This window comes from Marilutibacter maris, from assembly GCF_006546735.2.
In the GTDB taxonomy this organism is placed as follows: domain Bacteria; phylum Pseudomonadota; class Gammaproteobacteria; order Xanthomonadales; family Xanthomonadaceae; genus Marilutibacter; species Marilutibacter maris.
Genome location: NZ_VICD02000144.1, coordinates 1 through 1,810, shown reverse-complemented (window position 1 = coordinate 1,810; position 1,810 = coordinate 1). Strand labels below are relative to the sequence as shown.

Sequence of the window (1,810 nt, the reverse complement as noted above, 5' to 3'; positions counted from 1 at the left end):
GGCACGTCCTCGCGCCGCTCGCGCAGCGGCGGCAGGTGCAGGCGGACGACGTCGAGCCGGTGCAGCAGGTCGGCGCGGAAGCGACCCTCGGCGACCAGGGTATCCAGGGCCTGGTGGGTCGCCGCGATCACCCGCACGTCGACCCGGATCAGCTCGCGCCCGCCGACCCGGAAGAACTCGCCCTCGGCCAGCACCCGCAACAGCCGGGTCTGCAGCGGCAGCGGCATGTCGCCGATCTCGTCGAGGAACAGGGTGCCGCCGTTGGCCTGCTCGAAGCGGCCGACATGGCGCTTGCCGGCACCGGTGAAGGCGCCGGCCTCGTGGCCGAACAGCTCGCTCTCCAGCAGCTCGGCCGGGATCGCCGCGGTGTTGAGCGCGACGAACGGCCGCTGCGCGCGCGGCGATTCGCGATGCAGGGCGCGGGCGACCAGCTCCTTGCCGGTGCCGGTCTCGCCGGTGATCAACACCGACAGCGGCGCCTGCGCCAGCCGCCCGATCGCGCGGAACAGGGTACGCATGGCCGGGGTGTCGCCGATCAGGGCATCGGCCCCGGCCGTTCCGGCCCCGGCCTCCGGCGCCTGTTCGGCCGCGTCCTCGTCCGCGGCGGTGCCCAGCGCCTGCGCCGCCAGCGCCACCGCTTCGTCCAGATCGAACGGCTTGGACAAAAATTCGTGGGCGCCGCCACGGAACGCGCCGGCGGTGCTGGCCACGTCGGTGTAGGCGCTCATCACGATCACCGGCAGCGCCGGATGCGCCTGCTTGAGCCTGTCCAGCAGGACCAGACCGTCGTCGCCGGGCATGCGCACGTCGGTGAACAGCAGATCCGGCGGTCCGTGCAGTTCCAGCGCCCGCAGCGCTTCGGCGGCGCTGGCGAAGTCCTCGGTCGCGTGCCCGGCCTGGCGCAACGCCGCCGCCAGCACGAAGCGCACGCTGCGATCGTCGTCGACCACCCAGACGCGCGAGCTCATGGCGTCGCCTCCGGCGCATCGGCCGGCGCCCCGGCGTCGGCCTCGGGCGCTGCCGGCATCGGCAACAGCAGGGTGAACACCGTGTGTCCGGGACGCGAACGGTAGGCCAGCGAACCGCGATGCTCGCGGGCGACCTGCTGGGCCAACGCCAGGCCCAGCCCGCTGCCCTCGGCACGGCCGGAGACCAGCGGCAGGAACAGGCGCTCGGCCAGCTCGTCGGGAATGCCGCGGCCGTCATCGACGATCTCCAGCCTCAGCGCGACCGGGTGCAGGGTCTCGCCGATGCGCACGCCGTGCTCGGCGCGGGTGCGCAGGGTCACGTGGGTGGCGCCGGCCTCGATCGCGTTGCGGACCAGGTTCCAGACCGCCTGCACCAGACGATCGGCGTCGCCCATCAGTTCCGGCAGGCTGGGGTCGTAATCGCGCAGCAGGCGCACCGCCCAGCCGGCATCGCTCTCGGCCAGCCGCAGCACCCGTTCGAGCACGGCGTGGATGTTGAGCGGCGACGGCGGCCGCGACGGCGCCGGGCTCAACAGCTGATCGAGCAGGCCGGTCAGCCGCGCGACCTCGTCCTCGATCAGCCCCACCAGTTCGCGCGATTCGGCGTCGTCGACGCGACGCGACAGCAACTGCGCCGCGCCCTTGAGGCCGGCCAGCGGATTGCGCAGTTCGTGGGCCAGTCCCTTCAACGAGGCCGACAGCGCCGACGGCAGCAGCAGGGCCGGGTCATCGCCGGGAAACTCGTCGACCGGATGCGCCTCCATCCGCCAGCCGCCGTCGCCGGTACGGCTGAGCCAGACGTCGGCGAAACACTCGTCGTGGTCGGTGAATCGCAGCCGCGC

General features: G+C 73.2%; 2 protein-coding genes. Both read right to left on the bottom strand.

All coding sequences use genetic code 11. The features are described 5' to 3' along the window. Positions 1 to 968, bottom strand: a 968-nt coding sequence (locus FKV24_RS09145) for a sigma 54-interacting transcriptional regulator (RefSeq protein WP_141482161.1), incomplete at its 3' end; no start/stop codon positions are given. Further along, positions 965 to 1,810, bottom strand: an 846-nt coding sequence (locus FKV24_RS09140) for a two-component system sensor histidine kinase NtrB (protein ID WP_141482160.1), incomplete at its 5' end; no start/stop codon positions are given. The genes FKV24_RS09140 and FKV24_RS09145, both read right to left, overlap by 4 nt.